The organism is Plantibacter sp. Mn2098 (assembly GCF_049319745.1).
In the GTDB taxonomy this organism is placed as follows: domain Bacteria; phylum Actinomycetota; class Actinomycetes; order Actinomycetales; family Microbacteriaceae; genus Plantibacter.
This window is the reverse complement of record NZ_JBMOUH010000001.1, coordinates 184,457-208,276: the sequence shown is the minus strand read 5'-3', so window position 1 is coordinate 208,276 and position 23,820 is coordinate 184,457. Positions and strand designations below refer to the sequence as shown.

The window sequence follows — 23,820 nt, the reverse complement described above, 5'->3', positions numbered from 1 at the left end:
GATGCCCGGTCGCCTGCGGGGCGATATTTGCGTCGAAAAAGGGCGCCCCGAACGGACGTCCGGCGCTCATCGCCGCCGCACGATTGGTATAAATGAGACGGACCGGTCCCGCTTCGCAGCCTCCCGGACCGGTGCATGCGCGTCGGCGCCACCACATTGCCTGAGCACAGGAGAGACCCGTTATCCAGCGCGAATCGCACCAGTTCTCCAGCGGTGTCAGCACGGAGCTCGCCGACTACGTCGCGCGTGTCGAGCGTCTGCTGGACGCTGGCGACACGACCGGCGCGTTCGAACTGATCCAGCAGTCGTTGCCGGAAGCGTGGCATGGGTTCAGGCCGGAGCGACTGGCCGCGATCCTGGAGGCGATCGTCGATGCCGGCGTCCCGGACAACGGGCTCGCGAGCGGATTCCTGATGTTCGTCCGTGGCGGCGACGCCGGCCGCTTCGAGCAGCACGACAGGCGAACCGCAGCGCAGGACGGCGCGAGCGCACATGCAGGCGCGGGCGCGGGCGCGCCAGCGGACGCGCCCGCCGCCTCGGCACCGGCCTCCTCTGACGTCGGGACACCGCCGGACACCACGACCGAGATGCCGGCGGTGATGAAGCTCGCCCAGGCGATCGACCTGAGGATGCGCGGATCGGTCACGGAGGCGCTCGCCCTGCTCGACTCGATCGGTGCGGTCGCCCCCTTGCAGCCCGTCTTCGACGCACGCGGCGGCTGGGACCTCATGATCACGGTGCAGCACGGCATCACGGCGATCCTCGCCGGACAGTTCGACCGCGCGCTCACCATCTTCACGGGGGCGCGGTTCCAGGCATCGTTCGCGTCCCTCGTCTGCCTCTCGCGCGACGCGCTCGTGAAGAGTGCACTGCTCCACGCGGCGTTCGGAGACCAGCGTGAGGCGCGCATCGTCCTCGACCATGCCGCGTCGCTGCCGCGGAGCATCAGCTGGATCGAACCGCGCATCGATGTCACAGCGATGCTCGCCGAGTCGATGCTCGACACCACACCACCCGATCTCGCGTTGGAGACGGTGCACTCGCTGCCGCTCGCGGACGTCGGCGAGATGTGGCCGTTCTACGCCATCGCGCTGCATCGCGCGCACGTGCGCGCCGGGCGGGTGCAGGATCTGAGCGCCAGGATCGCCATGCTGGAGGGCATCCCGTTCCCGTACGTCCCAGGGAAGGGGTTCTCGGGAAGCGTCCTGCCGCTCATCCGCGCGAACCGGGCGCTCGAACAGGGCGATGCGCGCTCGGCCGCCTGGTTCGCGGCGGCGGCCGATCAGGAGTTCATCGGCACACGTCTGGTCCTCATGCGGATCGAGGCACGCGGCAATCGACCGCAACGTGCACTCCGCACGGCGGCCAGGACGGCGGACCACCTCGGCAGCGGTGCCATGCGACGCCTCGACCTGTGGCGATCCGCCAGCATCGTGGAGGCCCTGCTGGCCCTGGACCGTGAGGACGAGGCGCTGCTCGTCCTGCGTGCGAGCGCGAGCATCGCCGGCGGCCTGAGCGAGTCGGAGCGGGAGCTGTTCCCGGTCGAGGTGCGGCGGTTCGGTTCCGTCCATCTGCCGGCGGCATCGGCTTCACCCTCGGCTTCCGCCACCCCGGACCTTCCGGACCTTCCGGTCCTCCCAGCTCCTCCCGCTCCTCCCGCCTATCTGACGCCGCGCGAGCGGGAGGTCGTCGAGATGCTCGCGACGGACCTCAGCCGCGCCGACATCGCCGCAGCCCTGTACATCTCCATCAACACGCTCAAGAAGCACCTGCGCGTCGTCTACGACAAGCTCGACGTCACCCGTCGGGACGCCGCCGTCCTCCGGGCGAGGCACGAGGGTTGGATCGGACCGGCCGCGCCCGGGACCCAGCACCCGCGCTCGCATTCCGCATCCTGACGACACCGCTGCACCCGAGGGCTGGATGCGCGCACCCGCGTGCCGCCGGAGGGTACCCCCACGCGCCGAAACACTCGATTAACTGGTCCTCGACAGCCCCTGTGCGCCGCTTCGCCGCCGATAGCATGATCCCTTGGAGCGAAAGGACCGCATGGCGAAGCGAACACAGGCACTGATCCCGAGGTCGTTGCGCGGGTATCGACTCGCCTGGTTCGGGCCGGACGTCCTCGCTGGACTCACCCTCGCCGCGGTCGCGATCCCGGAGGTGATGGGGTACACCTCCATCACCCAGACGCCCATCGTCACCGGCCTGTACACGCTCCTGCTGCCGCTCGCCGCGTTCGCACTGCTCGGCTCCTCGCGCCTGCTCGTCGTCGGCGGCGACTCCGCCACAGCCGCCATCCTCGCCGCCGGCATCACCGCGGCCGCGATCCCCGGCGTCGACCCCGGCTCTCCCCGATGGGCGGCCCTGTGCGCGCTCGTGGCGCTCGTCACCGGTGTGCTGCTGGTGCTCGCGCGGCTGTTCCGGCTCGGCTTCCTCGGCGACTTCCTCTCCGCATCGGTCCTCATCGGCTTCCTTTCCGGCATCGGCATCAGCGTCGCGACGAACCAGATCCCCGACCTCATCGGTGTGGAGAAGGGCAGCGGGAACTGGTTCGAGAAGCAGTGGGCGTGGATCTCGCACCTCGGCGACACGTCCTTGCCGACGCTCGCGTACGGACTCGGCACGGTCGCCATCCTGCTCGTCTTCAAGTTCTTCGTGCCCAAGATCCCCGGTGCGATCGTCGCCGTCGTCGGCCTCCTCGTCGTCGCGACCGTGACCGATGCCGCCGGCGCCGGCGTCGCGGTCGTCGGTCAGGTCGAGGGCGGACTGCCGCAGTTCGGGCTGCCGGGCGGGGTCACGGTCCGCGAGGTCTTCGCGATCGGTTCCACCGCGCTCGCGTGCTTCTTCATCGTGATCGCGCAGAGCGCGGCGACCTCGCGCAGCTTCGCCATGAAGCACGGCGACCGCTCCGACGTGAACCGGGACATCCTCGGCCTCGCCGCCGCGAACCTCGCCGCGGGACTCAGCGGCACCTTCGTGGTGAACGGATCGCCGACCAAGACCCAGATCCTCGACAGCGCGAAGGGGCGCTCGCAGGTCGCGAACCTCGTCGTCGTCGCCGTCACGCTCGTGGTGGTCCTGTTCCTCACCGACCTCCTCGCCGAGCTGCCCATCGCGGTCCTCGCCGGTGTGGTGATGGTCGTCGGGGCCGGCCTCATCGACACCCGTGGACTGCGCCGCATCGCGAGCCGGCATCGGGGCGAGTACATCGTCGCGGTGATCACGATGCTCGCCGTGGTGGTCGTGGGGGTCACCGCCGGCATCATGGTCGCGATCGCGCTGTCGTTGCTCAACGTGATCGCCCGCCAGTACCGTGCGCCGGCCTACGTCCTGGACGTGCGCCCAGACGGCTACGGGTACCTCCCGGCCGAGCCCGGCGTGCAGACGAGGCCGGGGCTGCTCGTGTACCGCTTCAACAGCGAGCTCTTCTTCGCCAACGCCGCCGGATTCACCGACCGTCTCGAACGGACGGTCGACGGTGCCCCGGATCCGGTCCGCTGGGTCATCCTCGACTGCGCCGGCATCCCCGATGTCGACTACTCGGCCGGTGAGGACCTCGCCGGGCTTATGACCTCGCTCCACGCCCGCTCCATCCGGATGGCGCTCGCCCGCCCGGAGCCGGCCCTCCTCTCCGCGCTGCACCGCTACGAGCTGATGGATCGCATCGACCCGGAGCACGTCTACAGCGACCTCGATGTCGCGATCGCGGCGTTCGACGTCGCGGCGCGTTCGGAGGAGTCCGCAGCAGTGTCCGCCGGCGCCTCGGGTTCGGTCACCGCCTCGGACGCTGCCTCGATCCCTGCCTCGGTCACCGCCTCGATCGCCACGTCCGATCCCGCCCAGACCCCCACGTCCGCATCCACCTCGAAGGAGTCATCATGACCACGGAACCCCTCGACCGCCGCGTCGTCCTGCAGAGCGCGCCGAACCTCCGCGATCTCGGCGGCATCCCCGTCACCGGCGGCGCCGTTCGCCGAGGCGAGCTCTACCGGTCCGCGACCCTCGCGAAGCTTGCCGGTGACGATGTCGCCTCCTTCGCCGAACTCGACGTCACGACCGTGTACGACCTCCGCACGGCGGCGGAACGCGGTGGCGAGGGCGACCTGGACAACGTGCCGGACACCACGCGGGTCGTGTGGCTCGACGTCCTCGCCGACAACGCGCAGAACGCCGCGGCGACCGGCCTGCTGCTCGTGGATCCCGTCGCCTTCGCTGCGACCGTTGACCGGGAGGCCATCATCGGGCAGATGGAGGAGGCAAACCGCAACTTCGTGAGCCTGCCCTCCGCCATCGCCTCGTACCGTGCGTTCTTCCTCGACCTGATCGATGCGGACCGCACGGGGGCCGCGCTCTTCCACTGCACAACGGGCAAGGACCGCACCGGTTGGGCCGCGACGGCGTTCCTGCTGCTGCTCGGCGCGAGCGAGGCGGACATCCTCGCCGACTACCTGGAGACGAACGTCGATCTGGCGCCCATGACGGACCCCATCCTCGCGTTCGTGGCGAGCAAGGGTGTGGATCCGGAACTCATCCGACCGCTCCTCGGGGTGCGCGAGAGCTACCTGGAGGCGGCGCTCGACGAGCTGCGCACCCGCTTCGGCACGATCGAGGACTACGCGCGAGACGGGCTCGGCCTGACCGACGAGCAGCTCGCGGCGCTGCGCGAGCGGTTCACGCAGCCCGCCTGACGCCGCCGGCGACCCCTGGCAGAAGGAGAACCGCGCCACAGGGCCCGAACCCGCGCAGTCGCCAACCCGGTCCCTGAGCCTGTCGAAGGGCCCGAACCCGCGCAGTCGTCACTTCGACAAGCTCAGCGACCGGGTCTCGCTCAACGACCGATGCCGGTCCCTGCGGTGCGGTACTCCTGCTGCCGTGCGGTGCCCGCGGCACCCCGCAGCACCGCGCAGCGCCGCTACTCGTAGCGCAACGACTCCACGGGGTTCTGCCGCGCGGCCCTCGCCGCCGGCAGCGTCCCGGCTGCGAACGCGAGCAGCATCACAACGACGATCGTCGTGAGGATCGACACCGGGTTGAACGCGATGAGCGTCAGTCCTGGCAGATTCGAGAACACGGTCGTCGACAGTGCACCGCCGACGAGCGATCCGACGATCATCCCGAGGCCGGCACCGATCGCGCTCCCGAGGAACCCGATGAACAGCGCCTCGTAGCTGAACAGCCCGAACACCTTCCCGCTCGACATGCCCATCGCCTTCATGAGACCGATCTCGCGGGTCCGCTCCTGCACCGACATAAACAGCGTGTTGATGATCCCGAAGCTCGCGGCGAGCAACGCGATGACCGCGAAGGCGTTGAGGACGGTCACGATGGCGTCGATCACGGTCTTGAACGTGCCCAGCTGCTGCGCGACCGTCGTCGAGTTGAAGCCGGCGGTCGTCAGTCGCGACTGCAGCGAGGTGACCTCGCTCGCCGTGAGCTTCGGGTCGAACCGGACGGACGCCTGCGCGTAGCTCTCGCTCTGCGCCGCGGTCAGGCCCGTGCTCTGCGCCGTGTACAGCTGACTCATGAGCGCATCGTTCGGGACCGCGTTCGAGCCGGCCGTCCCGACGCCCTGCTCGGACACGCCGATCACGTCGGCATCGATGAGGTGGGTCGCCTTCGTCGCATCGGTCACCCTGATCGTGACCGTCTGCCCGAGCGATGCCGCGTCGGAGCTGAAGCCGAGCGGCTTGATCGCGTCGGACGGGAGCACGATCTGCGGGGTGCTCGACGAGTCCGGCTGGGCGCCGGTCGCGAGCTGCAGCTTCTGCCCCTGCACGAACGCGCCGATGCCGATCACGTACGCCGTCCCGTCGCCGTGGACGATGTAGTCGGCCTTGACCGTCTTCGTCGGTTTGACGCTGTCGATGCCCTGCACGGCGGCGAGCGCGTCGAGGTCGGTCGGGGTGATGAGGGCGACGGTCGTCTGCCCGCCTGGGCCGACGCCTCCCGTCGTGACCGTGTCCGGGTCGTACTTGCGCGGCCCATCGGTCGTCTTCGTGCCGGGGTCGACCGCTTTGGTGACCGTGAGGACGTCGGTCGCACCGATCGCGTGGACGGTCTGGTCGATGTACTGGTTGATCCCGGTGCCGAGGCCGTTCGTGATCGTGAGGGTGAACGCGCCGACGAAGATGGCGAGGATCGTCAGGATGGTTCTCGTCCGACTGCGGAAGGTGTTCGCGATGGCGCTGCCGAGGACGTCGACGGTTCTCATGCCGCACGCTCCAATTCGTTCACGATGAGGCCGTCTCTGACGTAGATGCGGCGGTCGCACCTGGCCGCGAGTTCCTCGTCGTGGGTGACGATGATGAGGGTGATGCCCTGATCACGGTTGAGGTCGAAGAGGATGTCCTCCACCACGGCGCCCGTCGCGGAGTCGAGGTTGCCCGTCGGCTCGTCGGCGAAGATCACGCGCGGCTGGTTCACGAGCGCCCGAGCGATGACCGAGCGCTGCTTCTGTCCTCCGGAGAGGTCGGTCGCCTTGTTCTTGGCCTTGTCCGACAGTTGGAGCTGTTCGAGCGCGGCCATCCCGCGGCGGCGGCGCTCTCTCGGGCCGACGCCGGCGATCTTGAGCGGCAGGATCACGTTGTCGAGCACCGAGGTGTTCGGGGTGAGGAAGAACTGCTGGAACACGAACCCGAACGTCTCGTTGCGGACGCGGTTGAGCTTCTGCCCGCGGAGCGTGGCCGTGTCCTGCCCGGCGAGCGCCACCATCCCCTCGCTCGGGCTGTCGAGGAGGGCGAGGACGTGCATCAGCGTCGACTTCCCGGAGCCGCTCTTGCCGACGATCGCGACGCTCTCCCCCTGATGGATGTCGAGCGATACGCCCTTGAGCGCATCGAAGCGGTTCTGTCCGCGCCCGTACGTCTTGTGGACGTTCTTGGCGGAGATGATGGGTGCTGCCATGGTGTCTCCTCGATGTGGTCCGTCGTGTGCACGATCGGATGCCGGCCGTCGCTTGGCCGTGTGACCAGCCTCCTCGCGCACGTCGCCCGGCGCGTCTGCCCTGCGTGGCATCTTCGGGTACTGCGGGTGCGGTATCCGCCGTACTCCGCAGAGGGGACGCGATGCATGGACCGATGCGGCAGACTGGGCCTACGACCCTGAGGAGGTGGGCATGAGCGTCATCGCCCGCATCCCGAACTGGGTGAAGGACGTCATCGCCTTCGTGTTCGTCGTCGCGGGCGGGCTCACTCCCTTCGGCAACCCGGGCCGGATGGCGTTCAGCGAGTACGGCGTCGCCGGGCTGATCGACGGCCTCGGCGGATTCGCCATCGCGATGTTCGTGATCCCGGCGCTCCTGTTGCCGTTGCGCCGCCGCTGGCCGCTCGCGATCTTCGTCGCGTGCGTCGGGTTCTTCGGCGTCGGTGTGATCCTCGGGTCGACGGGGCCGGGTGCGATCCTGGCGAGCGCCATCGCGATGTTCGGCCTCGCCGTCCGCCGGAACCGCCGGACGACGATCGTGGCCGCCGTCGCGACCGTCGTGTGCTCGAGTGTGCTGCTCGTCGTCGTCGGCGGTTCGTTCGCGGATTCGCACATCATCCAGGTGGCGGTGACGATCGGGTTCGCCGCTGCGGCCGGTGAGGGGACGCGGGCGAGGCACGCGTACATCGCCGCCATCACGGATCGTGCGGTGCGTGCGGAGGAGACCAGGGAGTCGGAGGCGAGGCGGCGGGTCGCGGAGGATCGGCTGCGCATCGCGCAGGACCTGCACGATGTCGTCGCCCATGAGATCGCCGTGATCAGTCTGAACGCGGGGGTCGCGTCGACGACGATGGAGTCGAAGCCGGAGACCGCGAAGGAGGCGCTCGTGACCATCCGCCGCGCCGCCCGGACGGTCCTGGGCGAGATCGGTGAGCTGCTGACCACGCTGCGACTCGATTCCGATGGTGGTTCTGATGGCGGTTCCGGTGCGGGTGCCGATGCGTCGTCGTCGCCGTTCTCGTTGCCGTCTGCGCCTGCTGCGCCGGCGGCTCCGGCTCCCGGGCTCGACCGTCTGGAGGCGCTCGTCGCACGGTTCGTGGACAACGGGCTCGACGTCACCACACGATTCGAGGGCGCCAAGGTCCAGCTGCCGGCGGCGACCGACGTGGTCGCCTACCGTGTCGTCCAGGAGGCGCTGACCAACGCGCACAAGCACGGTCAGGCCAGGCGGGCCCATCTGCGGGTGCGCTTCGAGCCTGAGCGGGTGGAGATCGTGGTGACGAATCCGGTGGCGCCGGCCGCGGTTGCTGCTGATGGCGCTGCCGCTGCGGCCGGCGCTGCCGACGGCGGGCTGGGCGGCCGCCCTGCGCCGTCCGGCCACGGGCTGCAGGGCATCCGTGAGCGCGTCCGATCGGTCAGGGGAACGGTCGAGGTCCGGCCGACGGACACGATGTTCTGGTTGCGTGTTGTGCTGCCTGCCGAGGGGCGGACGGGATGATCTCGCTCCTCATCGTCGACGACCAGTCCCTCATCCGCACGGCGCTCGTCGCGCTCCTGTCCGAGCAGACGGACATCGACGTCGTCGGTGTTGCGACCAACGGTCTCGAAGCCATCGCCGCGACCCGTGAGCTGCACCCGGACATCGTCCTGATGGACATCCGCATGCCGGAGATGGACGGCATCGCGGCGACCGCGAACATCGTCGCCGATCCGTCGGCGGCCGAGGTCCGGGTCCTCGTCCTGACGACGTTCGAGGACGATGAGAACGTCATCCGGGCGCTGCAGGCCGGGGCGAGCGGGTTCATCGGGAAGGGTGCAGAGCCCGAGGCGCTCGTACAGGCGATCCGGGCCGTGCACCAGGGCGAGAGCCTGCTCTCCCCGACGGCGACGCGTGCGCTCATCGACCGGTTCATCCGGCCGGGCGCAGCCGAGTGGTCGACATCGCCCACCCGGGTCGATCTGGCGCAGCTGACCCAGCGCGAGGCCGAGGTGCTCGCGCTCGTTGCGAAGGGCCGTTCGAACGCGGAGATCGCCGAGCATCTCGTCATCTCGCCGCTCACCGCGAAGACGCACGTCAACCGCATCATGACGAAGTTGCACGCCCACGATCGGGCGCAGCTCGTGATCGTCGCCTACGAGAGCGGCGTCATCCGCGCCGGCGACCCCGGCTGACCCCGGCCGTCCCTCTCTCTCGCGAGGGGAGGCGTATCGTCCCTCCCGGGCGCGCGCAACGACGGTATGCCTCCCCTCGCGAGAACGCATTCGTCACTCAGCGCACGGCGGCCAGCATCGCCGCGGCGGCAGCACGGGCCTGCGCAGCCCACGGCACCGACGGCTCGGTGTGCGCGCCGACCATCGCACCGTCGTAGACCATCGCGAGCTGGATGCTGACGGCGGCGGCGCTCGACGCATCGACTCCGCCGATCTGCTCGATGAGCGCGACGAACACCGACCTGATCCAGGTGCGATGCTGCAGGTTCACGAGGTGCGCGGGCGAGTCCCTGGGGCACTCTGCCTCCGCATTGATGAACGGGCACCCGTTGAAGCCCTCGGTCAGGAACCACTCGCCCAGGAGGTCGAAGATCATGAGGATCTTCTCGGTCGGGTCGGCCTCGGATGCGTCGAGCTGCTCGGTGAGGTACTCGCGCCAGGCGAGGCTCCGGCCCTCGACGTAGGCGCCGACGAGGTCGTCCTTGCTCCGGAAGTACGTGTACATGCTCGCCTTGGACACGTTCGCCGTCTCCGCGATCGTGTCGACGCCTGTGGCGTGGATGCCGTTCTGATAGAAGAGCTGATCGGCGGTTTTCAGGACGCGTTCGAGGGCGGGTCGCCGACGTGTGCGCGGGATGTCAGTCATCACGAACTCCTTGAACTGGTCTGTTCAGTTTACAGCGTTTCCCCAGGTGGGACGGCGGTCGGAGCTGGCAAGAGTATGCAAAGCTAAACAAACCTGTTCAGTTAAGGAGTCAGCATGACCAACCCACCAACAACCGCCCTCGTCACCGGCGCAACGAGCGGCATCGGACGCGCTACCGCGGTGCAACTCGCAGCGCAGGGCATCCACGTCGTCGTCGCCGGCCGGAATGCCGAGCGAGGCCACGAGGTCGTCGCGCAGATCCGTGCGGCGAACGGACGCGCCGACTTCCTCGAAGCCGACCTGCACAACGAGGAGACCGCCAAGCGCGCGGCGGCCGAGGCCGTTGTGCTCGCCGGCGGCCGCATCGACATCCTCGTCAACAGCGCAGGGATCTTCCCGTTCGGGCCGACCGCCGAGACGACCGAGGAGGTCTTCGACGCGGTGTTCGACACGAACGTCAAGGCGGCGTACTTCCTCGTGGCGGCGCTCGCACCGCTGATGGCGGAGCGCGGTGCAGGCGCGATCGTCAACATCACCACGATGGTCGCCGAGTTCGGCGCGAATGGCATGGCGCTCTACGGCGCGAGCAAGGCGGCCCTCGGGCTGCTGACCAAGTCGTGGGCGGCGGAGTTCGGGCCGAAGGGCGTTCGGGTGAACGCCGTCGGTCCCGGCCCGACGCGCACCGAGGGGACCGCCGTGATGGGCGATGCCCTCGACGCCCAGGCGACGCTCGGCCCGGCAGGCCGTCCGGGAACCGCCGATGAGATCGCCAACGCGATCGTGTTCCTCGCCACGGATGCGTCCTCGTTCATCCACGGCGCCATCCTGCCGGTCGACGGCGGGCGCATCGCCGTCTAGCCCATCCCGGGCCCGCACCCCGGGCCCACGCACCCCGCGAGGGGAGGCGATCCGTCGCTCCAGAGCATTCCGGGCGACGGATTGCCTCCCCTCGTGGACATTCAGCGCCTCGCGAACCGTCCGCACCACTACGGTGAGGTCATGCAGCGCTCCCTCATCGCCCCGGTCGCGTACCGGCTCCTGTTCGCAGCCCTCGGCCTCGTCGCCGTCTTCACGCAGCTGTTCGGCGTCACCGTCGCGAAGGGTTACGGGGTCGTGAACTTCTTCAGCTACTTCACGAATCTGGCGAACCTCATCATCGCCGTCGTCTTCATCGTGAGTGCGATCCGCCTGCTCCGGAACCACACGCCTTCGTTGGTCGACGTCGGCATCCGCGGCGGTGCTGTGGTCTACATCATGTTCGTCGGGCTCGTGTTCAACACCCTGCTGCGCGATGTCGACCTCGGCGACCTGATCCCCTGGGTCAACCTCATCGTCCACTTCCTCATCCCGATCGTCGCGCTCATCGACTGGATCCTGTGGCCGCCGCGTCGTGTCCTCCCGTTCCGGGTGACGTTCATCTGGATGATCTTCCCGGCCGTGTACGTCCTCTACTCCCTCGTCCGCGGTGCGATCACGGGCTTCTACCCGTACCCGTTCTTCAACCCGGGTGCGCAGGGCGGCTACGGCGGCGTCGCCGCGTACTGCGCGGTGATGCTCGTCGGCTTCTTCGTCCTCGCGCTCGTGGTCCGCTGGATCGGGAACGCCCGCAGTCCTGAGCGTCGCGCCCGTCTCGCCAACTGAGCCGGCCGCTCAGGTGCCGGCACTCCCCGTGTTGAAGATCGGCCACCCGATCTCGGTGCGCCACTGACGTTCATCGGCCGTTTCATGCGCACCGATCACGTAGTACTCACGGATGGGGCCGTCGATCCCGAGCGCGTGGTCGGCGACGTAGGTGGCGAGCGATCCGTACGCCCGATCGATCTCGCCCGTGTGCGGCCCGCGATGCTCCGCCACGGCGAGGTCGGCCTCCGGCACCACGAAGGGTTCGGCGCGACCGGTGGCGGAGAAGGCCCCGTCGCACGGGACGAACACCGTGACATCCCCGCGCGCCTGCGTGAACAGGCGGTTGGAGTAGATCGCACCGCCTGGACCGGTCGCGCTGATCTTCTGAGCGGCCAGCGACGCGTGCAGCTCGCCGAGCGCGCCCTGATACCAACCCGTGGCGTCCGCGAGGTCGATCGTCCCGCTGACCGCTGCGGAGGAGGTGGCGGGCATTCGACGATGCTGTATCGACGCTGCCGCGCCATCACGTGGCGGTTCGAGCAGGTCCCGCAGTGATGCCACCGCCTTCTGCGTGCGGGCGAGCGCTGTTTCGAGGCGTCGGCGGTGAGCAGCGATGAGTCGGTTGCGAGCGACCGGATCGCCAGTGACGATGATGGCGTGGATCTCGTCGAGTGGCATGTCGAGCGCACGGAATCGACGGATGATCTGGGCAACGGGAATCTGATCGGTGCCATACCGCCGATGTCCGGTGTCCGGGTCGACGCGGGCGGGCGCGAGCAGCCCGATTCGGTGGTAGTGGCGCAGGGTCTTGATGTTCAGGTGCGTTGCACGCGAGAAGTCCCCGATAGCCAGTGATGACGCCATACCCCAGTATGAAACCTCCCCTCGGGGGAGATACAAGGGTGGAGGCTCCTCTTGCATCTCCCGCAGGGGTACGCCGCAGGCTCTCTTCAGGTGGTCGACCAGACCCCGACCTGGAAGGAGACAGATCATGACGGAGACAGCGCAGGACAGGGAGGCGATCATCTCGATCGTCCGCGAGATGGCCGAGTCGATGACTGGTGCGCAAAGCACTCGGCACTGGGCATCGGACGTGTTGTGGTTCGACATCCCGCCCTTCGCATCGCGCGGTGTCGCGCCGGCATCGAAGTTGTTCGACGACACCTTCGCCACATTCGAGTCGTGTCGGGTCGACATCCTCGAACTGGATGCGACGGTCAACGGCGACATGGGCATCGTGTGCACGATCCAGAGCACCGACATCGTGTTGAAGGACGGTTCCGCGAAGCAGATCATCACCCGGCAGACCGACTGCTTCGAACGGCGAGGCGACGGCTGGGAACTCATCCACCAGCACGCATCCGTCCCGTCGGGCGGAGCGTGGGACGGAACGATCACGACCGTTTGACCCAGTGGAGTTGACTCAGTGGAGACAGACCATGAACTACGCACTTGATCCGGAACTGGCGCCTGCCATGGCCGCGCTGAAAGCCGCAGCGGCCGGGGCGCCACGACCCGCGCGCGGCGACTGGCGCACAGTCCGCGAATCGGCCTCAGCCGGGCTCGCCTACCTGGCCACCATCACGCCTGCGTCATCCGGGGTGACCACAACGAACTTCTCGACACGGACATTCGACGACGAGGGCGAGATCGGGCTCCGCTGGTACGAGACGACCGGCACTGCGACCGGTGGGGCAGTGGTCTATGCGCACGGCGGCGGAATGCTCGGCGGGAGCGTCGACCTCTACGACGAGATCGTTTCCTGGTACGTCGCGCAGACCGGCGTCCCATTCCTCTCCGTGGAACTCCGCCTCGCCCCGGAGGCGCCGACGAGCACGGCAATGGCCGAGGACGTGTTCAGCGCCGTGATGTGGCTTCGCGACCACTCGACCTCCCTCGGTGTGGATCCTGACCGGATCGCGGTGATGGGAGACAGCGGAGGCGGGGGCCCGACGGCCGGCGCGGCGATCCTGGCCCGCGACCGGAACGTGCCGCTTGCGAAGCAGATCCTCGTCTACCCGATGCTCGACGACCGCACCAGCACACCGGGGCGTATCCCGAGCGAGTTCCTCACCTGGAGTTACGACAACAACTACACCGGTTGGGTCACGCTGCTCGGCGAGGACATCGGCGGCGATTCGGTGTCGCCCGTCGCCGCACCGGCACGTCTGCTCGACGTCGAGGGTCTGGCACCCGCCTACATCGAGGTCGGTGATCTCGACATCTTCCGCGACGAGTGCATCGCCTATGCTGGGCGGCTCGCAGCAGCCGGGGTACCTGTCGAGCTCCACGTCCACCCCGGCGCACCACACGGCTTCGAACGTTTCGTGCCTGATTCCAGCGCGGCACGGCGAGCCATGGCCGATCGCGCGCGCGCCGTCTCATCCATCTGATGCCGTGTCGTGATGCTGTGACGCGCCTCAGGTGGTGGGGACGTCCAGGGTCGCCGGCTGCCGGAACGTGAACGATGCATCCTGCGGGCCGATGGGGCGCAGCACCCGGCACGGGGTGCCGGCGGCGACGACACGCGGCGGGACGCTCTTCGTCACCACACTGCCTGCGCCGATGACGGAGCCCTCGCCGATCGTCACTCCGGGCATGATCGACACGTTGCTGCCGATCCAGACGTCGTCCTCCACGATGACGGGCGCCGAGAACTGGGCGCCGCCGCGACGCGCCACCGGGTCGATCGGGTGGCCCGTCGTGGTGATCGTGACGTTGGGCGCGATCATCACGCGATCGCCGATCCGGATCTCCACATCGTCGACGAGCACCAGGTTGAAGTTGGCGTAGAAGTGGTCGCCGACGTGGGTGTTCGATCCGTAGGACGCCGAGAACGGCGACTCCACCCAGATGCCCTCACCGGCGCTGCCCAGGAGTTCACGCAACAGGCGTTCGCGTTCTTCGAGGTCTGACGGGCGGGTGTGGGAGAAGTCGAACAGCAGGTCCTTGCCACGCGTGCGCGCAGCGGCGAGCTCGTCCAGGCCGTCGCCGTAGTCGACGTACAGTTCCGAGGCCGCCATCTTCGCTCGGACGATCGCGAGCGGGGAGTTCGCGTCGGGCGTGGCAGTCACATCTGTCGTGGCGGTCGTATCTGGTGTGGCAGTCGTATCGGGAACGGCAGTCATGGCGACAACGCTATCGGTGGATTCGGTACTGTGGAGACTCCCCTGATCGAGCCTGGAGGGCTGCTGTGCTGACGAGCAACGACTACTTCGACGGTGCGGTGAAGTCGATCGGCTTCCCCATCGACTCCCCCGATGCCGCCACCGCGAGCGTCGGTGTGATGGCCCCGGGCGAGTACACCTTCGGCACGGGCAAGGCCGAGGAGATGACCGTCGTCACGGGTGTGCTCACGGTCCTCCTCCCCGCAACGACCGAGTGGCAGCGATTCGGCGCCGGCACCCGCTTCCACGTGCCGGGCGAGAGCAGCTTCCAGCTGCGCGTCGAGGAGCCGACGGCGTACCTCTGCCGCTACCTCGACGCCTGACGCCATCGAGTCGACGGCGCCGGCCGGTTGAGGGTGCACGGCGCAGAGCGCAGAGCTCGGGACCACGTACCCGGAACGCTGCACGGAAATGGACGGGGTGGTTCGCCGCTACAGCACGGCCAACCACCCCTCTGCCCGGTCCCCGAACGGATCGGACAGTAGGAACACCCGGCGCCAGAGGTGACGGATCACCAGGCGCCGATGGTGTGCTCCACGATGAGAGAGTCGGTCGCCCACCAATAATGACGCAACTCCGCGAAATTCGCTCGCGCCGCGCGCGAATCGTCTGCACCGCAGCAGGAGAACCGCGCCGCAGAAGGCCGTTCAGCGCAACATCGTCCTTCTGCGGCGCGGATCTCCTTCTCCCGGGATGAGGCACGACTCGCCGCCGACCGGCGCCGGCCGGCCCGGACACGTCCAACGCACCGCGGCCCGACACCCCCGAGCACGCGGGACCGATCAGCCCTGCGTGTGATCCGCGACCGATGTCGGCCGGGTGACGCGCAGGAACTCGAGCAGTTCCGCATCGCGTGACCCCTCCACCGCGGTGTACACGAGGACGTGCAGATCGGCGCCGGGGACGGTCATCGTGTCGCAGTCGAGCACGATGTCGCCGAGTTCGTGCGAGACGAGCTTCCGGACGGACTCGTGCCGTGCAACCGCCCCTCGGCTCCAGATGTCGGCGAACTCGTCGCTGGTCATCAGCTCGTCGATCAGCGCGGCGAGCTTCCGGTCTCGCGGGTAGCGGCCGGTCGCCGCACGCAGGTCGGCGACGAGATCGGCCTTGTCCTGCTGCGGGTTCCCGACCGTGCGGATGGGAGAGGCGCCGAAGCCGCTCGGCGCGTCGCCGCGCAGGAACGTCATCCGGATGAGGTTCGGCCGCTCCCCCGCCCGGGACGGCGAGACCCCCATGAGCGCACCCCACAGCGGCGACCACGAGATCAAGGTCCAGTCGGCCGAGAACACGGCGATCGCGATGTCCCCCAGCCGCACAAGCAACCGCTGCACGCCGGCGGGGATGTAGTCAGAGATCGTGTCCTCTGTCGGCGGCTCCTGGTCGGCGAGGCGGAAGAGGTGGTCGCGCTCGTCCTTCGAGAGCAGGAGCGCCCTGGTGAGCGATCCGAGCACGGATCGCGACGGCCGGGCGCGCCCCTGCTCCATCCGGGTCACGTAGTCGACCGACACGTCGGCGAGCGCCGCGAGCTCCTCGCGCCGCAGCCCTGGCGTGCGCCGGTCCCGGCCGGTCACCATGCCGACATCGGCCGGCGAGAGCCGCTCCCGCCACGTGCGCAGTGCCGTCCCGAACGCATTCAGCTGGTGCACGATGCGCGGCCTCCCTCCCTGCGAATCTCAGGCCGGGTGTTCGGTCGAGAGAGACAAATCATGCCACTCGACGGCGCTTTCGCGCAGCTGGGCGGCCCTGGCTTCGAACGCGGCGAGCGCGTCGCTGCCGGCCGCCCATCGTGCCGGCGGGGTGTCGAGTGCCGCCAGCTGGATGATCGCATCGGCGAATCGTTCCGGGCTGCCCGGCTGATCGTGGTTCCGTCCGGCGACGAATTCACGACGCGCGGCATCGAGGGGACGGTAGTCGTCGATCTGCAGATCGGTCATCCCGATCGAGCTCGGGTCGAGGAAGTCGGTGCTGAACTGACCGGGGTGCACCGAGGTCACGTGGATGCCGAACGGCGCCAGTTCCTTGCTGAGCCCTTCGGACCAGCCGGCGACGGCGAATTTCGTCGCGCCGTACACGGACCACCAGTCGACCCCGACGATCCCGAGCGATGACGAGATGTTGAGGATGCGGCCGGCTCGTTGGGCGCGCATCGCCGGTAGGACGGCCCGGGTCACGTTGAAGGTTCCGAACACGTTGGTCTGGAACTGCCGTTCGATGAGCGTCGGCGACAGCTCCTCGAATGCGCCGACCTGACCGTAACCGGCGTTGTTGACGAGGATGTCGATGCGTCCGAATCGCGCCAGCCCCTCCTCGACGACGCCACCGGCGGCATCGGGATCGGTCACGTCCAAGCGGAGCGCGAGCAGCCGCTCCGGATCGGCCGGCAGCCCATCAACGACGTGCCGGGGCTCCCGCGCTGTTGCGATCACCTGGTCCCCCGCAGCGAGTGCCGCCCGTGCGATCTCCCGCCCGAATCCGCGTCCGGCGCCCGTGATCAACCATGTCTTCGTCATCATCATCCCTCTCGGCGTCGCCCGTGTCGGCGGCGCGAGATCAAGTGTGCGACCGGTGCACGCGAACTCTGTGGGACGGTTTGTGCCACCCTGGCGCCGCCGCCTCGCGGTCCGCCCCGCACCGCCCTGCCCCTCCCCACAGAAGGCAAACCGCGCCACAGAAGGACCCAGTCCGCGAAAGCGTCCTTCTGCGGTGCGGTTCTCCTTCTCTCGGGTCCGCTCGGCCAGCGTGAACTCGACACGGAACCCTCCAGCGTCGTCACGCAAGCCGCCGCCTCACTCACAACACGGTCGTCAGCACACCTCCGTCGACGCGCACGGCCGTCCCGTTCGTCGCGGATGCCGCGGGACTGGCCAGGAACGTGACCATGTTCGCGATCTCAGCCGGCTCGATGAACCGCTCGAGCAGGGAGGTGCGGTTGGTCGCGATGATGGCCTGCTTCATCGCCTCGGTGGAGATGCCCTGCTGGAGTGCGATCGCTTCGACGGTGCTGGCGACGCCATCCGAATACGTCGGGCCCCCGAGCACCGAGTTCACCGTGACGGCCGTCCCTCTGGTGAGCTTGGCCAGGCCGTTCCCGACCGCGAGCATCGCCGTCTTCGACGCCCCGTAGTGGATCATCTCGGCCGGGACGTCGACTCCGGATTCGCTGCTCACGAACACGATCCGACCCCACCCGCGCTCCAACATCGCCGGCATCAGTTGCCGGGCGAGGCGGACGCCGCTCAGCACGTTGACCTCGAAGTACCGCCGCCAGTCGTCGTCCGAGATGGCGTCGAACGCCTTCATCTCGAACAGCCCGACGTTGTTGACGAGGATGTCCACGTCACCGAGCACTTCGCCCAAGCGCTCCACGTCCGCCGCCACGGTGAAGTCCGCGGCCGCCCCGGCGACGACCGCGCCAGGCACCTCGTGCTGCAACGCGTCGACGGCTGCGGCCAGCGTCACCGGATCCCGCCCGTTGAGCGTCACAGCAACGCCTTCCCCGGCAAGCGCCTTCGCGATCGCGTACCCGATTCCCTGGCTGGAACCGCTGATGAACGCGTTCTTCCCGGTGAGTCTCAAGTCCATGGTGTTCTCCTTCTTCTGCTTCTGGCTCTTCTGGCTCGAATGCCTCTTCCGCCCGCACGTGCAACCCGCACAGGCCGACCGCCGCCACTCGCGGCGCCCTCGATACGACGATGCCGCAGCCCGATCAGCGCTCGATCAGCGGGCAGGACCGCGACCTAGACTGAGCGGGTGAGTACGCCACTGATCCGTGTCCTCGGCACGATCGGGGCAGACATCGATGGCGTGCCCGTGCAGCTGACGAAGGCTCGCCATCGAGAAATCCTGGGGATCCTCGTCTCAGCCCGCGGAGCGACGATGGGGACGTCGGCGCTCATCGACGAGCTGTGGGAGGACGCCCCGGACGGCGCCGTCGGGTCCCTGCGGACCTTCATCGGCGAGTTGCGGAAACTCCTCGAACCGGCGCGGGCGGCGCACACACCGCCGACGATCATCGTGACCATCGGCAACGGGTACGCATTGCGCGTTCCGCCGGACGCCGTCGACCTATGGCGTGCCGAGGACGCCATCCGCATCGCCGATGCGGCGAGTGCGAAGGACCGCGAGGCGCTCCTGACCGCCGCACTGGACGAGTGGCGCGGCGCAGCGTTCGAGGAGTTCGGCACACGGGCGTGGGCGCAGCGGGAGACGGCGCGGATCGCGGAACTCCGCTCGGGTGCGGTCGAGCTCCTCGCAGAGACGCGTCTGCAGCTCGGGCGCGCGCAAGACGTCATCGCCCTCCTCGATGCGCACGTCGGCGCGCACCCGTGGCGGGAGCGCGGCTGGCGTCTGCTCGCGCTCGCCCTGTATCGATCGGAGCGGCAGGCTGACGCCCTCGCCGTGCTCGCCAGCGCGCGTACGGCCCTCGTCGATGCCCTCGGTCTGGACCCGGGCAGGCAGCTCGCCGCGCTGGAACGCGACATCCTGCGGCATGATCCCTCGCTGATGCTCCCCGGCGACGAGGCGGGCCGCGACGAGGCGAGCGGCGACGACGCAACCGACGGCACGTCCATCCTCATCCGCACCGCAGCCCTGTCCGCCCGCACGGGCACGCGACCGCAGATCGAGAGCGTCGCAGCGCTCCTGCCGGTGCTCGCGGCGTCCGGCTCGGTCCGGGTCGCCGCGGAACAGCGGATGGCTGCGATCGCCGCCGCGGAGGAACTGGGCGACCCGGAGCTGACCGCGCGCGTCATCGGCGGATTCGACGTGCCCGGTGTCTGGACCCGCTCGGACGACCCGGCACAGGCATCGTCCCTCGTCGCGGCGGCCGAGCGGACGGTCGCCGCGCTGCCGGGCGGCGCATCGGATCGGGTGCGCGCACGCCTCCTCGCGACGATCGCCATGGAGACCAGGGGAACGGCAGGCCGAGCGTCCGAGGCGACGGAGGCGGAACGCATCGCCAGACGCCTCGGCGATCCAGCGCTGCTCTGCTTCGCCCTCAGCGCCCGCTTCCAGCAGACCTTCGAGACCACCGGGCTGGCTGCGATGCGTGCGCGGATCGGCGGGGAGATCATCGCGGTGGCGGTCGATGCGGAACTGCCGACGTTCGAGATCGAGGGACGACTCGTGCGGATGCAGGCGCTGTGCGCGCTCGACGACATCGCGGCGGCTTCGGCGGAGGCGGACCTCGTGGACGACCTCGCCCGCCGCTTCGACCGTGGCCTCGCGACCGTCTTCACCGGCTGGTTCCGGCACACCTTCACGGGCGGACCGATGCCGGCGGCAGGACCGGAGATGGCGGGTTTCCGAATCGGCCTGGACGACCTGGCCCGCCTGACGAGCGCCGTTCGTGCCGGCAGCGATCTTCCCGATGGCGATTTCGGACCGTACGAGCGTTGGGTGCGACCGCTCCTCCTCGCCCGGAGCGGCAGAGCGAGCGAAGCCCAGGCCGCACTGGATCACGTCCCCGATCCACCCCGGGACCTCCTGTCGGAAGCCGTGTGGTCCATCGTCGGCCTCGCAGCGATCGACGTCGGACATCGGGACGCCGCACGACGTTCAACCCTCGCACTCCTGCTGGCCGCCGGCGAGCGAGCGGCGGGCAGCGGCGTCATCGACCTCGGTCCGATCGCGCCGCTCCTCGCCGATCTCGCAGCCGTCGCGGACACCGGCGGCGACACGATGTTCGTCGCCCTCCGCCCCGGTTCCTCCGACACGAAACAGCTCGGTTGCTAGTCGGTGAACAGGCTCGCCACGATGATGAGTTGCGCGAGGATCGCAGCGAGGTTCGCGCACAGGAGCACGGCCGATGCCCGGCCGGTACCTCGGGCGGCGATCACGAGGCTGGTGATTCCGAGCGGCACGAACAACATCGCACCGATCGCCAACGAGATGCCATAGCTCAGCAACCGGTAACTGTACGACGAGCCTGTGAGCATCGCCCCCATGGCTAGCGCGAGTAGCAGCGTCAGCGCGGCTCCGCCGAAGTATGCCCACCCGCCGATCGGCACTCCGCCAGGATCCGGTGTCTCCCCTGGCCCGGCTGAGGTCTCCCCGATGACGTCATCCATCCCTCCAGCGTAGTCAGGCGAGCCGCTTCACTCCCAGCACTGTCGCCGGCGCCCGTGCGGCTGCACCCATGGCGTCACCTCCTTCCGGGGTGCACCGCAGAAGGAGATCCGCCCCGCAGAAGGACCAAGTCCGCGAAAGCGTCCTTCTCCGGTGCGGATGTCCTTTCCTCAGGTGGACGAGAGGCGTGCACACGCGCGCCGGGGCCCAGTTCCCAGCATCTTCCGGTTGACGAACCGCCCGTCATGGCAGAAGAGTCGGAGTCAGCAGCATCGAGAAGGAGAAGCCACCATGACCCGAGTCCGCGTCGACCTGAACATCTCACTGGACGGATACGCCTCCACGGCCGATCAGACCCCTGAGAATCCGATGGGCGAGGATTGGGGCAGGCTCACCGCGGCGTACGTCGCGACCCGCACGTTCCGCACGCACGTCCTGGGTCAGACGGATGGCGAGGGCACAACGGGTGTCGACGACGCCTACGCGACCGCGTACTTCGAGGGCATCGGTTCCGAGGTGATGGGCGCCGGCATGTTCGGGTTCCACTCCTTCCCGGACGACCCTGAATGGCAGGGCTGGTGGGACGACGAGCCGCCGTTCGGCACCCCTGTCTACGTCCTCACGCACACCGCGCCTCGACCGTCGATGCCGATGAAGGGCGGAACGACGTTCCACTTCCGCGACGCCCCGATCGAGGACGTCCTCGCTGAGGCGATCGAGGCCGCGAACGGCTTGGACGTGCGTGTCGGCGGCGGTACGAGCACCGCGAGCGCGTTCCTGCGCGCCGGCCTCGTCGACCAGTTGCACGTCGCGATCGCCCCGATCCTGCTCGGACGCGGCGACCTCCTCTGGGACGGTCTGCGCGGTCTGGAGCTCACGCACACGGTGACGACCGAGGTCGCCGAGAGCGGCACGATCCACGTCACCTTCACGCGGTAGGTCCGGTCGACTCGTTAGATGGATTCGCGCACCGGACTCGGCGCCAAGGCACAGATCTGGGGCGGACTTCGCACGACGTCGGCCCCTGCATTGGGGGCATCAAGGTGGTTGCCCGACTGTTACCTCACTGCCACACTTGCGACGTGACTACACCAGAACCGCTGGGGAGCAGCTCTCAGCCGCCCCACCCTGCATACGCTCAGCCACCAGCCACCTCCTACGCACAGCCCGGAGCGAGCACCGAATCGCCGCTTCAGCAGCCATTCGGCCAGGAACCCAGCGAGGGCCCGAAGCCAGTCCGCAACGTGCTGGCACTCATCTCGCTCATCGTCGCAGTCGTTGGTTTCATCTTCGCGTGCATTCCTGGTGCACTGATCCTCGGCTGGATCTTGCTGCCGATCGCATTCATCCTGTCTCTCGTGTCCTTGTTCTTGAAGGGAACGGGCAAGGGGCTGGGCATCGCTGGACTCATCGTGTCCGTCATCGGCACGATCGTCGGAATCATCGTGTTCTTCGCGGTCGTCTCCGCCTCGTTCACCGATGCGTTCGGAAGCGGCGCCACCACCGTCGACAGCTCATCAGCACCCGAACAGACCACGGACGCCGCGGCAGCCGACGCGGTTGCTGGAGAAGGTACGCGCGAGAATCCGGTTGCGATCGGCTCGTCGATTTCCAGCGATGACTGGACAGTCGTCATCAACTCCTTCACCACCGATGGCAATGCAGTGGTTGCCGAGGCGAACAGCTTCAACACCCCCGCCCCAGCAGGTTCGCATTACGAGATCGTCAATTACACCGTGACCTACACCGGAAAAGACTCCGCTGTCACTGCGCTCGTATCCGTCGATGCTGTGACGAGTGCCGGCAATGTCATCAACAGTTTCGATTCCATCGTGTCGCTCGGAGACAGCTTCGGCTTCGACGAACTGTTCACGGGCGCTTCCGCAACCGGGTCCGCAGCGTTCCTGGTTCCAGATGGCGAAACGGTGCTCTTGCGCGTTCGCCCAGGGGTCATGGCCGACGCGATCTTCGTGAAGCCGTAACGCCCCCAATCAGCAGGCCCCTGGCGGGATTCGCCGGGGGCCTGCTGCGTTCGCTCCGCCTTCACACGGCACATACTTCACCGCTCGAAATGGAGGCGACATGAGCGGGGCTGATGAACGCCGCGACACTGCGGTCGTCCCGCGCCAGGCCCGACGACTCCGTCGGCTAGATCTCGAGCGCGCCCTGCAGGTCGGACGCCCCGCCGCACATCATCCGATCCGGTCCGCCGCGAACCTGTTGCGCGGGCACCCCAACGGGTAGGGTGATACGTCTGACCAGGCAGAATCCTGACTCCCCTGCGCCTCGCCGTCCGAGGTCGTGAAGCCCACCCGCACACTCGCTGACAGAAGGGACTGCCCGTGGGATCAACTGCGCCCGACGCGTCTGTCGACCGTTCGACGTCCAAGCCGCCGCTGAGCGACATCCGCGCATTCCTGTTCGACCTCGATGGGGTGCTCACGCCGACCGCGGAGGTGCACATCCGGGCGTGGTCGCGTATGTTCACGCCGTTCCTCGCGGCCCGCGGATCGGACTACACGGAGCGGGACTACTTCGACTACGTGGATGGGAAGCCGCGTTTCGACGGTGTCCGATCGCTGCTCGCCTCCCGGGGCATCGTGCTGCCGGAGGGGACGCCTGAGGACGGCCCGGAGGTCGAGACCGTGTTCGGGCTCGGCAATCGCAAAAACGCCGATTTCAGTGCAGAGCTGGCGGAGAACGGGACGGCTGCATACGCGGGGTCCGCCGCGTTCGTGGCTGCCGCGATCCGCGCAGGAGTCGCCGTGGCCGTGGTCTCCAGTTCCGCGAACGCCAAGCCGGTGCTCGCCGCCGCCGGGATCCTGGACCTGTTCCCGGTGGTCGTCGATGCGAACATCGCCCGGTCCCTCTCCCTCGCCGGCAAGCCGGCGCCGGACACGTACGTGTACGCGGCCGAGCAGCTGGGCCTCACCCCGGCGGAATGCGCCGTGTTCGAGGACGCCACCTCCGGGGTGCAGGCTGGGGCCGATGGGGCGTTCGGACTCGTCATCGGCGTTGACCGTGGCGCCGGCGCGGACGTGCTCCGTCAGTACGGGGCAGACGATGTCGTCGAGGACCTCGCCGACCTCATCCCACGGCTTCCGCAGCCCGACCGCACCCCCTGATAACGCCCCCACTGACACCGCACCCCTCACACCGCACCCTTCACACCGCACCCTGACA

At 68.5% G+C, this 23,820-nt stretch carries 23 protein-coding genes; 14 read left to right on the top strand and 9 right to left on the bottom strand.

The features are described 5' to 3' along the window. Nucleotides 1-308: 308 nt before the first annotated feature. The 3 genes from ACL9RL_RS00930 (at nt 309) to ACL9RL_RS00920 (ending at nt 4,691) form a co-directional block, all read left to right on the top strand. Complete coding sequence (locus ACL9RL_RS00930) at nt 309-1,898, top strand: LuxR C-terminal-related transcriptional regulator (protein WP_422778332.1); 1,590 nt, start codon at nt 309-311, stop codon at nt 1,896-1,898. Between the two features lie 151 nt (nt 1,899-2,049). Then, nucleotides 2,050-3,885 (top strand): SulP family inorganic anion transporter, encoded by a 1,836-nt coding sequence (locus ACL9RL_RS00925; protein ID WP_422778331.1) that lies wholly within the window; start codon nt 2,050-2,052, stop codon nt 3,883-3,885. After that, entirely contained in the window at nt 3,882-4,691 is an 810-nt protein-coding gene (locus ACL9RL_RS00920) for a tyrosine-protein phosphatase (protein WP_422778330.1), read from the top strand. The genes ACL9RL_RS00925 and ACL9RL_RS00920 overlap by 4 nt, the downstream gene beginning before the upstream one ends. Nucleotides 4,692-4,915: 224 nt before the next feature. Here ACL9RL_RS00920 and ACL9RL_RS00915 read toward each other — a convergent pair whose 3' ends face one another. Together ACL9RL_RS00915 and ACL9RL_RS00910 are read right to left on the bottom strand one after the other, a co-directional pair. Next, a complete protein-coding gene (locus tag ACL9RL_RS00915) occupies nt 4,916-6,214 on the bottom strand; it encodes an ABC transporter permease (RefSeq protein ID WP_422778329.1) in 1,299 nt (432 codons plus the stop codon). Then, nucleotides 6,211-6,906 carry an ABC transporter ATP-binding protein gene (locus ACL9RL_RS00910; RefSeq protein WP_422778328.1) on the bottom strand — a complete coding sequence of 232 codons (696 nt, stop codon included), beginning with the start codon at nt 6,904-6,906 and terminating at the stop codon, nt 6,211-6,213. Before ACL9RL_RS00910 ends, ACL9RL_RS00915 begins: the two co-directional genes overlap by 4 nt. Nucleotides 6,907-7,117: 211 nt before the next feature. Between ACL9RL_RS00910 and ACL9RL_RS00905 the strand changes: the two genes are divergently transcribed. Both ACL9RL_RS00905 and ACL9RL_RS00900 read left to right on the top strand, forming a co-directional pair. Further along, nucleotides 7,118-8,422: a sensor histidine kinase gene (locus ACL9RL_RS00905; RefSeq protein WP_422778327.1), complete on the top strand. Its 1,305-nt coding sequence runs from the start codon at nt 7,118-7,120 to the stop codon at nt 8,420-8,422. Then, on the top strand, nt 8,419-9,096 hold the full coding sequence (locus ACL9RL_RS00900; protein WP_422778326.1) for a response regulator: 678 nt from the start codon (nt 8,419-8,421) through the stop codon (nt 9,094-9,096). The genes ACL9RL_RS00905 and ACL9RL_RS00900 overlap by 4 nt, the downstream gene beginning before the upstream one ends. Before the next feature lie 97 nt (nt 9,097-9,193). Here ACL9RL_RS00900 and ACL9RL_RS00895 read toward each other — a convergent pair whose 3' ends face one another. Then, a complete protein-coding gene (locus ACL9RL_RS00895) occupies nt 9,194-9,781 on the bottom strand; it encodes a TetR/AcrR family transcriptional regulator (RefSeq protein WP_422778325.1) in 588 nt (195 codons plus the stop codon). A gap of 114 nt (nt 9,782-9,895) precedes the next feature. Here ACL9RL_RS00895 and ACL9RL_RS00890 point away from each other — a divergent pair, with 114 nt between their 5' ends. Both ACL9RL_RS00890 and ACL9RL_RS00885 read left to right on the top strand, forming a co-directional pair. Next, on the top strand, nt 9,896-10,639 hold the full coding sequence (locus ACL9RL_RS00890; protein ID WP_422778324.1) for an SDR family NAD(P)-dependent oxidoreductase: 744 nt from the start codon (nt 9,896-9,898) through the stop codon (nt 10,637-10,639). Between the two features lie 93 nt (nt 10,640-10,732). Then, nucleotides 10,733-11,422: a Pr6Pr family membrane protein gene (locus tag ACL9RL_RS00885; protein ID WP_422778323.1), complete on the top strand. Its 690-nt coding sequence runs from the start codon at nt 10,733-10,735 to the stop codon at nt 11,420-11,422. Between the two features lie 9 nt (nt 11,423-11,431). Here the strand turns inward: ACL9RL_RS00885 and ACL9RL_RS00880 are convergent, their stop codons facing one another. Continuing rightward, the gene (locus tag ACL9RL_RS00880; RefSeq protein WP_422778322.1) at nt 11,432-12,268 is read right to left on the bottom strand and encodes a MerR family transcriptional regulator; all 837 of its coding nucleotides are present in this window, start codon (nt 12,266-12,268) and stop codon (nt 11,432-11,434) included. A gap of 127 nt (nt 12,269-12,395) precedes the next feature. Here ACL9RL_RS00880 and ACL9RL_RS00875 point away from each other — a divergent pair, with 127 nt between their 5' ends. Then, nucleotides 12,396-12,812: a YybH family protein gene (locus ACL9RL_RS00875; protein ID WP_422778321.1), complete on the top strand. Its 417-nt coding sequence runs from the start codon at nt 12,396-12,398 to the stop codon at nt 12,810-12,812. A gap of 31 nt (nt 12,813-12,843) precedes the next feature. After that, a complete protein-coding gene (locus ACL9RL_RS00870) occupies nt 12,844-13,797 on the top strand; it encodes an alpha/beta hydrolase (RefSeq protein WP_422778320.1) in 954 nt (317 codons plus the stop codon). Nucleotides 13,798-13,824: 27 nt separating this feature from the next. Here the strand turns inward: ACL9RL_RS00870 and ACL9RL_RS00865 are convergent, their stop codons facing one another. Next, nucleotides 13,825-14,478 (bottom strand): sugar O-acetyltransferase, encoded by a 654-nt coding sequence (locus tag ACL9RL_RS00865; RefSeq protein ID WP_422778319.1) that lies wholly within the window; start codon nt 14,476-14,478, stop codon nt 13,825-13,827. A gap of 119 nt (nt 14,479-14,597) precedes the next feature. Between ACL9RL_RS00865 and ACL9RL_RS00860 the strand changes: the two genes are divergently transcribed. Beyond that, complete coding sequence (locus tag ACL9RL_RS00860) at nt 14,598-14,894, top strand: pyrimidine/purine nucleoside phosphorylase (protein WP_422778318.1); 297 nt, start codon at nt 14,598-14,600, stop codon at nt 14,892-14,894. A 459-nt stretch (nt 14,895-15,353) separates the two neighbouring features. Here ACL9RL_RS00860 and ACL9RL_RS00855 read toward each other — a convergent pair whose 3' ends face one another. The 3 genes from ACL9RL_RS00855 to ACL9RL_RS00845 all read right to left on the bottom strand — a co-directional run bounded on the left by ACL9RL_RS00855 (nt 15,354) and on the right by ACL9RL_RS00845 (nt 18,153). Beyond that, the gene (locus ACL9RL_RS00855; RefSeq protein WP_422778317.1) at nt 15,354-16,217 is read right to left on the bottom strand and encodes a helix-turn-helix domain-containing protein; all 864 of its coding nucleotides are present in this window, start codon (nt 16,215-16,217) and stop codon (nt 15,354-15,356) included. 27 nt (nt 16,218-16,244) lie between these two features. Beyond that, nucleotides 16,245-17,081: an SDR family oxidoreductase gene (locus ACL9RL_RS00850; protein ID WP_422778316.1), complete on the bottom strand. Its 837-nt coding sequence runs from the start codon at nt 17,079-17,081 to the stop codon at nt 16,245-16,247. A 280-nt stretch (nt 17,082-17,361) separates the two neighbouring features. After that, a complete protein-coding gene (locus ACL9RL_RS00845) occupies nt 17,362-18,153 on the bottom strand; it encodes an SDR family NAD(P)-dependent oxidoreductase (RefSeq protein ID WP_422778315.1) in 792 nt (263 codons plus the stop codon). Nucleotides 18,154-18,321: 168 nt separating this feature from the next. Between ACL9RL_RS00845 and ACL9RL_RS00840 the strand changes: the two genes are divergently transcribed. After that, a complete protein-coding gene (locus ACL9RL_RS00840; RefSeq protein ID WP_422778314.1) occupies nt 18,322-20,304 on the top strand; it encodes an AfsR/SARP family transcriptional regulator in 1,983 nt (660 codons plus the stop codon). Here ACL9RL_RS00840 and ACL9RL_RS00835 read toward each other — a convergent pair. After that, nucleotides 20,301-20,639 carry a hypothetical protein gene (locus tag ACL9RL_RS00835; protein ID WP_422778313.1) on the bottom strand — a complete coding sequence of 113 codons (339 nt, stop codon included), beginning with the start codon at nt 20,637-20,639 and terminating at the stop codon, nt 20,301-20,303. The genes ACL9RL_RS00840 and ACL9RL_RS00835 overlap by 4 nt on opposite strands. Nucleotides 20,640-20,928: 289 nt before the next feature. On the opposite strand from ACL9RL_RS00835, the gene ACL9RL_RS00830 reads away from it, so the two are divergent. The 3 genes from ACL9RL_RS00830 (at nt 20,929) to ACL9RL_RS00820 (ending at nt 23,762) form a co-directional block, all read left to right on the top strand. Further along, on the top strand, nt 20,929-21,576 hold the full coding sequence (locus ACL9RL_RS00830) for a dihydrofolate reductase family protein (protein WP_422778312.1): 648 nt from the start codon (nt 20,929-20,931) through the stop codon (nt 21,574-21,576). A gap of 104 nt (nt 21,577-21,680) precedes the next feature. Next, entirely contained in the window at nt 21,681-22,619 is a 939-nt protein-coding gene (locus ACL9RL_RS00825) for a DUF4190 domain-containing protein (RefSeq protein WP_422778311.1), read from the top strand. 360 nt (nt 22,620-22,979) lie between these two features. Then, nucleotides 22,980-23,762: a beta-phosphoglucomutase family hydrolase gene (locus ACL9RL_RS00820; protein WP_422778310.1), complete on the top strand. Its 783-nt coding sequence runs from the start codon at nt 22,980-22,982 to the stop codon at nt 23,760-23,762. Nucleotides 23,763-23,820: the final 58 nt, after the last annotated feature.